The sequence below is a fragment of the Streptomyces sp. MS191 genome (genome assembly GCF_008042125.1).
GTDB lineage: Bacteria > Actinomycetota > Actinomycetes > Streptomycetales > Streptomycetaceae > Streptomyces.
This window is the reverse complement of sequence record NZ_RDBI01000065.1, coordinates 310,438-318,899: the sequence shown is the minus strand read 5'-3', so window position 1 is coordinate 318,899 and position 8,462 is coordinate 310,438. Positions and strand designations below refer to the sequence as shown.

Here is an 8,462-nt window from a genome sequence, read left to right as displayed (position 1 = left end):
GCCCCACGCCTGGGGACGCGCGGACGCCTCAGCCCTTCCCGTCCCCGAGCACCCCCAGGATGCGCTCCGCCGCCCGGGTCGCGGTCAACTCGCCTGCCCGGACCTGCCGTTCGACCTCCGGGGTGAGCGCCCGTACGGCCGGGTCGGCGTGCAGCCGCGCGAGCAGTTCGTCGCGGACCATCGTCCAGGCCCAGTCGACCTGCTGGTCGCGGCGCCGCGCGTCCAGACGGCCGGCCGCGTCGAGCAGCGAGCGGTGCTTCTCCAGTCGCCCCCACACCTCGTCGAGGCCGGTCGACTCGCGGGCGCTGCAGCTGAGGACCGGTGGTGTCCAGACCGCCTCGCGGCCGTGCATCAGCCGGAGCGCGCCGGCGAGTTCGCGGGCGGCGGCGCGGGCGTCGGTCTCGTGCGGGCCGTCCGCCTTGTTCACCGCCACCACGTCGGCGAGTTCCAGGACGCCCTTCTTGATGCCCTGGAGCTGGTCGCCCGTGCGGGCCAGGGTCAGGAGCAGGAAGGAGTCGACCATGTTGGCGACGGCCGTCTCCGACTGGCCGACGCCGACCGTCTCCACCAGGACCACGTCGTAGCCGGCGGCCTCCATCACCACGATCGACTCGCGGGTCGCCTTGGCGACGCCGCCGAGCGTGCCGGCGCTGGGGGAGGGGCGGACGAAGGCCGACGGGTCCACCGCCAGGCGCTCCATCCGCGTCTTGTCACCGAGGATCGAGCCGCCCGTGCGCGTGGACGACGGGTCGACGGCGAGGACCGCCACCCGGTGCCCGAGGCCCGTCAGCATGGTGCCGAAGGCGTCGATGAAGGTCGACTTGCCCACCCCGGGCACGCCGCTGATCCCGATCCGCCGCGCCCGGCCGCTGTGCGGCAGCAGCCGGGTCAGCAGCTCCTGGGCCAGGGCCCGGTGGTCGGGCCGGGTGGACTCGACGAGGGTGATGGCGCGTGCCACGAGGGCGCGCTTCCCGTCCCGTACACCCTTCTCGTAGGTGTCGATGTCGATGGCCATGGGGTCAGAGATCGTGCCCCAGGTCGGCGCCGAGCCGGCGCACCAGGTCCGCGGCCGCGTCCGGGATGACGGTGCCGGGCGGGAAGACCGCGGCGGCGCCCATCTCCAGGAGGGTGGGCACGTCCTGGGGCGGGATGACACCGCCGACCACGACCATGATGTCCTCCCGGCCCTCCGCGGCGAGCTCGTCCCGCAGCGCGGGGACGAGCGTGAGGTGACCGGCCGCCAGCGACGAGACGCCCACGATGTGCACGTCCGCCTCGACGGCCTGCCGGGCCACCTCGGCCGGGGTCTGGAACAGCGGGCCGACGTCGACGTCGAAGCCCAGGTCGGCGAAGGCGGTCGCGATCACCTTCTGGCCGCGGTCGTGGCCGTCCTGCCCCATCTTGGCGACCAGGATGCGGGGGCGCCGGCCCTCGGCCTCCTCGAAGGAGTCCACCAGCGCGCGGGTGGAGTCCACGGACGGGGACTCGCCTGCTTCGTTGCGGTACACGCCGGAGATCGTACGGATCTGGCCCGCGTGGCGCCCGTACACCTTCTCCAGGGCGTCCGAGATCTCGCCGACGGTGGCCTTCGCCCGGGCCGCCCGCACGGCCAGCTCCAGGAGGTTGCCTTCACCGCCCGCCGCCCGGGTGAGGTCCTCCAGCGCGTCCTGGCAGGCCCGCTCGTCGCGCTCCGCGCGCAGCCGTCGCAGCTTCTCGATCTGCTGCGCGCGGACGGAGGAGTTGTCGACCTTCAGGACGTCGATCTGCTCGTCGCCGTCCACGCGGTACTTGTTCACACCGATGACCGGCTGACGGCCGGAGTCGATCCGGGCCTGGGTCCGGGCCGCGGCCTCCTCGACCCGGAGCTTCGGGATGCCCGCGTCGATGGCCTGCGCCATGCCGCCGGCCGCCTCGACCTCCTGGATGTGCTGCCAGGCCCGGCGCGCCAGGTCGTAGGTCAGCCGCTCCACGTAGGCGCTGCCGCCCCAGGGGTCGATGACCCGGGTGGTGCCCGACTCCTGCTGGATGAGGAGCTGCGTGTTGCGGGCGATGCGGGCGGAGAAGTCCGTCGGCAGCGCGAGCGCCTCGTCGAGGGCGTTGGTGTGCAGCGACTGGGTGTGGCCCTGGGTGGCCGCCATCGCCTCCACACACGTCCGCGTGACGTTGTTGAAGACGTCCTGCGCGGTCAGCGACCAGCCCGAGGTCTGGGAATGGGTGCGCAGCGACAGCGACTTGGCGTTCTTCGGGTCGAACTCCCGGACCAGCTTGGCCCACAGCAGGCGGGCCGCGCGCAGCTTGGCGACCTCCATGAAGAAGTTCATGCCGATCGCCCAGAAGAACGACAGGCGCGGCGCGAACGCGTCCACGTCCAGGCCCGCTTCGCGTCCGGCCCGGATGTACTCGACCCCGTCCGCCAGCGTGTACGCCAGCTCCAGGTCGGCCGTCGCACCCGCCTCCTGGATGTGGTAGCCCGAGATGGAGATGGAGTTGTAGCGCGGCATGTGCTGCGAGGTGAAGGCGAAGATGTCGGAGATGATCCGCATCGACGGCTTCGGCGGGTAGATGTAGGTGTTGCGGACCATGAACTCCTTGAGGATGTCGTTCTGGATGGTCCCGGCGAGCTTGTCGGGGGAGACGCCCTGCTCCTCCGCCGCCACGATGTAGAGGGCGAGGACGGGCAGCACGGCGCCGTTCATCGTCATCGACACCGACATCTTGTCCAGCGGGATGCCGTCGAAGAGCTGGCGCATGTCGTAGATCGAGTCGATGGCCACGCCGGCCATACCGACGTCGCCGGTCACGCGCGGGTGGTCGCTGTCGTAGCCGCGGTGCGTCGGCAGGTCGAAGGCGACCGACAGGCCCTTCTGGCCGGCGGCCAGATTGCGCCGGTAGAAGGCGTTGGACTCCTCGGCGGTCGAGAAGCCGGCGTACTGGCGGATGGTCCACGGCTGGTTGACGTACATCGTCGGGTACGGGCCGCGCAGGTACGGCGCCATGCCCGGGTACGTACCGAGGAAGTCGACGTCCTCCAGGTCACGGCCGGTGTACAGCGGCTTGACCGCGATGCCCTCGGGCGTCTCCCAGAGCAGGTCGTCCCCGCCGGACGCGCGCTTGACGGCGGCGCGCCACTCCTCGGCACTGCCGGCCGGGGACGGGGATCCGAGGTCGATCCCGGTGAAGTCGGGGATTCCCATCAGGACACTCCCATGCGGTCGAGGGTGGCGGAGAGGACGGCGATCGCGTCGCATCCCGCGAAGACGTGGCTGTCGACGCCGGCGTACGAGCCGGGCCGGCCGGCGAGGGTCACGTGCCGGGCGCCGGCGGCGCGCAGGGCGGCCGCCTCGGTCTCGGCCCGCTCCTCGTACAGGGCGTCGCTGGAGCAGAGGCAGGCCTCCGTGGCGCCGCTCTCCTCGAAGGACCCGTCGGTGACGGGCTCGATGCCACCCGCCTGGTAGAGGTTCGCGGCGAACGTCAGCCGGGCGGTGTGCGCGGCGGCCGGACCGAGGGCCACCAGGTGGACGCGCGGCCGGGAGCCGGTCGCCGCCAGGTGGGCGTCGGAGCGGGCGCGCAGCGCCTCGTAGGCCTCGTCGCGCCGTACCCGGGGCAGGCCACCGTCCGGTTCGGCGGGCGCGGGCTCGCGCAGCACCGGCTTCTCCGCCAGGTGCGGGAACTCGCTGACGCCGGTGACCGGTTCGCGGCGCTTGGCCAGCGCCTTGGAGCGCTCGGCCCAGTTCGCGGCGAGCCGCTCCTTCAGCGTGCCCGAGCGCAGGGCGGCCGCCTGGCCGCCGGTCCGCTCGATCTCCTGGAAGAAGTCCCAGGCGGCCTGGGCGAGTTCGTCGGTCAGGGCTTCCACGTACCAGGAGCCGCCGGCCGGGTCGATCACCCGCGCCAGGTGGGACTCCTCGATGAGGATGCTCGAGGTGTTGCGGGCGACCCGGCGGGCGAAGGCGTCCGGCATGCCCAGCGCGTGGTCGAAGGTGAGGACGGTGACCGACTCGGCGCCGCCGACTCCGGCGGCGAGGGTCGCGACCGTCGTCCGCAGCATGTTCACCCACGGGTCGCGCGCGGACATCATGACCGGCGAGGTCACCGCGTGCTGGAGCTGGGCGCCCGCCGCGGGCGATCCGCACGCCTCGGCGACACGCGCCCACAACCGGCGGGCGGCCCGCAGCTTGGCGATCGTGAGGAACTGGTCGCCGGTGGCCGCGTAGCGGAACTCCAGCTGTCCCAGCGCCTGCTCGATCGTGAGGCCGCCGTTGGTGAGGGCCCGCAGGTAGGCGACGCCGGTGGCGAGGGAGCTGCCCAGCTCCTGCGCCGCCGAACCACCGGCCTCGTGGTACGGCAGGGCGTCCACCGTCAGGGCGCGCAGCCCCGGGTACGACTCGGCGCTCAGCCGCGCGAGCGCGACCGTGGCGGCGAAGCCGTCGCCGTCGTAGGCGGAGCCGGTGCGGGCCTCCGTGCCGAGCGGGTCGGCGCCCAGGTTGCCGCGCGCCGCCTCGGGGGCGACACCGCGGCTCGTGTACAGGCCGAGCAGCTCCTGCGCCGCGGCCGCCGTCTCGGCCCCGGCGTCCAGGACCATCGGGGCCAGGTCGAGGTAGACGCCCCGGAGCGCCCGGTCCAGCTCCGTCACCGGAATGCCGGCCGGACCCACGGACAGCCACAGGGACGTGACGCCGTTCTCCAGGTCCGTGAGGACGGCCTCGGGATCGGCGGCCCGGTGGCGCTGGCGCACGTCCCAGCCGCCGGCGGTGTTGCCCTCGGCCCGCCCGCCCCGGACGAACGGGGCGAACCCGGGCAGGCCGGCATCGGCGGCGGGGCTGTCCGCGGTGTACAGCGGACGGGCCCGCAGGCCGTCCTCCAGCGCCGTGGACAGCGCCTCCTCGGCTTCGGTATCGGGGACGTCCTTGCCCGACCTGCTCAGTACGCCCGCCACGAGGCGCTGCCACTGCGCATGGGTCGCTGCGGGGAAGTCGGCGGCCAGCACGAGGCCGTCCTCAGGCAGCACAGTCATGTGCGGATGCTAGGCCAGGTGCACAAAGGAGCAGCAGGGTGATCAGCTGTGACCTTGACCTCCCCGGGTCGCTCTTGATCGCGAACCGCCTCCGTGCTGGTCGCCCGGTCCGCCGCTCGCGGACCGGGCGGTGGCACACCTCAGCAGCCCATCACGGGCTTCCCGGCGAGCGACGGATGACGCGGCCCGAGGAACAGCGCCCGCGACGAGCCCGCCCCCGGACCGGGGAACACGGTCTGCCGCCAGCCCCGGTGGCGGAAGAAGGCCAGCGCCGCTCCGTCGCGGTGATCGGGCGCCACCCACACCCGGTCGTCGAGCGCCGGCACCGTCAGCGTGTCCAGGATCCGCGTGGCCACGCCGCGGCCCCGGGCCGCCGGGGCGACCACCAGGTCGGCGACGTGCACGGCTCCGGCGAGCCACTCCTGCGCGCGGTGGTCCCCCGGCAGCAGTCCGCCGGCGTACGGCACCGGGGTGCGGGTGGCCGCGCCGAACCTGCACAGCAGGCTGTCCGCCCGCGCCGTCACCGCCAGGAAACCGGKTGTCCGCGCCTCCTCGGCGATCCGGGCCCGCAACTCCCGGGCGTGCCGGTCGTCCTGCTCGGGCACCCGTCCCCGGGCGGCGAGCCGGCGCAGGTGGTCGAACTCGTCGACGAGACGGAGCGCCGCCTCGCCCGGATAGACCACTGTGGTGATGTCCATGAACCGTGTCCTTCTGTCGTGAGGGTCGATCGACGTCGCACACCGGCCGGTGGTCGGCCTCGTGCCTCGGGAGGCGCGCCGGGCCGCCCGCACGGCGGGACACCGGGCACGAGGGATCCCGCGCCCGGGCCTGCGCCACGGGGTGCCCGGGCGCTCAGGTGCGGCTGTCGGGGAAGCCGATGACGACGGCGGTCCGCCGGCGGGGCCGGGGGATTCCCGCCAGCGACCCCTCCCGCGCCGGGAGCGGGTCCGGCCGAGGAGGCCGCCATGTCCCAGGAAGCCGTGCCGCAGCGGGCGCTGTCCGAGCAGCAGGTGCCCCAGCAGCCCGTACCCGAGCAGAAGGGGTCCGGCGCCTGCCGAAGCGGGGCCGCGCGTGGGCGGAGGGGGGAAACCTCCGCCGCGCGGCGCGTGGGCGGCCGGGACGGGGTCAGCCGGCGTCGTCGTGGCGGTCCGCCGAGGACTGGAGGTCCGCGTCGAGCTGTGAGAGGTCGGCGGTGAGGGCCGCCATCAGCTCCTCCATCTGCTGCAGCAGACCCCTGGGGGCGCCGGACCCCTTCTGCTCGGGTACGGGCTGCTGGGGCACCTGCTGCTCGGACAGCGCCCGCTGCGGCACGGCTTCCTGGGACATGGCGGCCTCCTCGGCCGGACCCGCTCCCGGCGCGGGAGGGGTCGCTGGAAGAACACGCACCGGCAGCGGCCGCCGGCGCGCGGGCCGGGCGGTCCGGCTCCGCCCGAGCCAACGACAGGTGCCCGGCCACGGTCACTGGCCTGGCAGAACGCCCCCCGCCAGGGGGCGGGATATTCACCCGACCGAGCCGGTGCGGCCCCGGGGGTGACGGAGAGGTTGACGGCGCCCGTGCGGTGCAGGATGGAGGTATGGATCTTCGAATCTTCACCGAGCCCCAGCAGGGGGCCGGCTACGACACCTTGCTCACGGTCGCCAAGGCCACCGAGGACCTCGGCTTCGACGCCTTCTTCCGTTCCGACCACTACGTCAGCATGGGCTCCGCCGACGGGCTGCCCGGGCCGACGGACGCCTGGATCACGTTGGCCGGGCTCGCGCGGGAGACCAGCCGGATCCGCCTCGGCACGTTGATGACCGCCGGCACCTTCCGTCTCCCCGGTGTCCTCGCCATCCAGGTGGCGCAGGTCGACCAGATGTCCGGCGGCCGGGTCGAACTGGGCCTGGGGGCGGGCTGGTTCGAGGAGGAGCACCGGGCGTACGGCATCCCGTTCCCGAAGGAGAAGTTCGCCCGGCTCGAGGAGCAGCTGGCGATCGTCACCGGCCTGTGGGGCACCGAGGTCGGCAAGACGTTCTCCTTCGAGGGGACGCACTACCAGCTCCAGGACTCGCCGGCCCTGCCGAAGCCGGCACAGTCCCGGGTGCCGGTCCTCATCGGCGGCCWCGGCGCGGTCCGTACGCCTCGGCTGGCGGCGAGGTACGCCGACGAGTTCAACATCCCCTTCGCCTCGCTGGAGGAGAGCGAGCGGCAGTTCGGGCGCGTCCGGACCGCCGCCGAGGCCGCCGGCCGCCGTGCCGACGACCTCGTGTACTCGAACGCGCTGGTGGTGTGCGTCGGCAGGGACGACGCGGAGGTGGCCCGCCGGGCGGCGGCCATCGGACGGGAGGTGGAGGAGCTGAAGGCGAACGGCCTGGCGGGTTCACCGGCCGAGGTCGTCGACAAGATCGGGCGGTACGCGGCGATCGGCTCGTCCCGGGTGTACCTCCAGGTCCTCGACCTCGACGACCTGGACCACCTGGAGCTGATCTCCGCCCAGGTCCAGTCCCAGCTGGGCTGAGGGAGGACGTCGTGACGGCCCCCCACCGCTCGCTCGCCAGGGCACTGGCCACGGACGTCCTCGTCCTGGACGGCGGACTGTCCAACCAGCTGGAGGCCCAGGGCTGCGACCTCTCCGACGCGCTCTGGTCCGCGCGGCTCCTCGCCGACGGCCCGGAGCAGATCGAAGCGGCGCACACGGCCTACCTGCGGGCCGGGGCGCAGGTCCTGATCACCGCCAGCTACCAGGCATCCTTCGAGGGCTTCGCCCGGCGCGGCGTGGACCGGGCGGGGGCGGAGCGGCTGTTCGGACGGAGCGTGGAGCTGGCCCGGGCCGCGGCGGCGCGGGTGGGGCGGCAGGTGTGGGTCGCCGGATCCGTCGGCCCGTACGGGGCGGTGCTCGCCGACGGCAGCGAATACCGGGGCAGGTACGGGCTCACGGTGCGGGAGCTGGAGCGGTTCCACCGGCCCCGGATCGAGGCGCTCGCGGCGGCCGGTCCGGACGTGCTGGCGCTGGAGACCGTGCCGGACACGGAAGAGGCCGAGGCCTTGCTGCGGGCCGCCGAGGGGTGCGGGGTGCCGGTGTGGCTCTCGTACACGATCGCGGGGGATCGGACCCGGGCGGGACAGCCGCTTTCGGAGGCGTTCGCGCTCGCCGCGGGCGACGACCGGGTGATCGCGGTCGGGGTCAACTGCTGCGAGCCGGCCGACGCGGACCGGGTGGTGCGGACGGCCGCGGACGTCACCGGCAAGCCGGTGGTCGTCTACCCCAACAGCGGGGAGGAGTGGGACGCCGGCGCGAGGGGCTGGCGCGGGGACGTCACCTTCGACCCGGCACGGATGGCTGCCTGGCCGGCGGTCGGGGCGCGGTTGATCGGGGGCTGCTGCCGCATCGGCCCGGACCGGATCACCGCGCTGGCCGAGGCCGTCACCGCCGCCGAGTGAGGCGGGGCGCCGCCCCGCCCTTCCCGGGCC

7 protein-coding genes are annotated in these 8,462 nt (G+C 74.0%); 2 read left to right on the top strand and 5 right to left on the bottom strand.

Annotated features, from left to right (window positions below):
- Window positions 1-28: 28 nt before the first annotated feature.
- The 5 genes from meaB to EAO71_RS28265 form a co-directional block, all read right to left on the bottom strand.
- Window positions 29-1,015 carry a methylmalonyl Co-A mutase-associated GTPase MeaB gene (gene meaB / locus EAO71_RS28290; protein WP_147980643.1) on the bottom strand — a complete coding sequence of 329 codons (987 nt, stop codon included), beginning with the start codon at window positions 1,013-1,015 and terminating at the stop codon, window positions 29-31.
- A gap of 4 nt (window positions 1,016-1,019) precedes the next feature.
- On the bottom strand, window positions 1,020-3,194 hold the full coding sequence (gene scpA, locus EAO71_RS28285; protein WP_147980642.1) for a methylmalonyl-CoA mutase: 2,175 nt from the start codon (window positions 3,192-3,194) through the stop codon (window positions 1,020-1,022).
- Window positions 3,194-5,011, bottom strand: a complete 1,818-nt coding sequence (locus EAO71_RS28280; protein ID WP_147980641.1) for a methylmalonyl-CoA mutase subunit beta — start codon at window positions 5,009-5,011, stop codon at window positions 3,194-3,196. The genes scpA and EAO71_RS28280 overlap by 1 nt, the downstream gene beginning before the upstream one ends.
- Window positions 5,012-5,151: 140 nt before the next feature.
- Window positions 5,152-5,709 (bottom strand): GNAT family N-acetyltransferase, encoded by a 558-nt coding sequence (locus tag EAO71_RS28275; RefSeq protein ID WP_147980640.1) that lies wholly within the window; start codon window positions 5,707-5,709, stop codon window positions 5,152-5,154.
- 427 nt (window positions 5,710-6,136) lie between these two features.
- Window positions 6,137-6,337 (bottom strand): hypothetical protein, encoded by a 201-nt coding sequence (locus EAO71_RS28265; RefSeq protein WP_147980638.1) that lies wholly within the window; start codon window positions 6,335-6,337, stop codon window positions 6,137-6,139.
- 248 nt (window positions 6,338-6,585) lie between these two features.
- Between EAO71_RS28265 and EAO71_RS28260 the strand changes: the two genes are divergently transcribed.
- Window positions 6,586-7,509, top strand: a complete 924-nt coding sequence (locus tag EAO71_RS28260; protein WP_147980637.1) for an LLM class F420-dependent oxidoreductase — start codon at window positions 6,586-6,588, stop codon at window positions 7,507-7,509.
- 11 nt (window positions 7,510-7,520) lie between these two features.
- Window positions 7,521-8,432, top strand: a complete 912-nt coding sequence (gene mmuM / locus EAO71_RS28255) for a homocysteine S-methyltransferase (protein ID WP_261992391.1) — start codon at window positions 7,521-7,523, stop codon at window positions 8,430-8,432.
- Window positions 8,433-8,462: the final 30 nt, after the last annotated feature.

Bases quoted from the DNA above. Each gene is read 5' to 3' on its own strand.
- scpA (WP_147980642.1), bottom strand. From the start codon at position 3,194: ATGGGAATCCCCGACTTCACCGGGATCGACCTCGGATCCCCGTCCCCG.
- EAO71_RS28280 (WP_147980641.1), bottom strand. From the start codon at position 5,011: ATGACTGTGCTGCCTGAGGACGGCCTCGTGCTGGCCGCCGACTTCCCC.
- meaB (WP_147980643.1), bottom strand. From the start codon at position 1,015: ATGGCCATCGACATCGACACCTACGAGAAGGGTGTACGGGACGGGAAG.
- EAO71_RS28265 (WP_147980638.1), bottom strand. From the start codon at position 6,337: ATGTCCCAGGAAGCCGTGCCGCAGCGGGCGCTGTCCGAGCAGCAGGTG.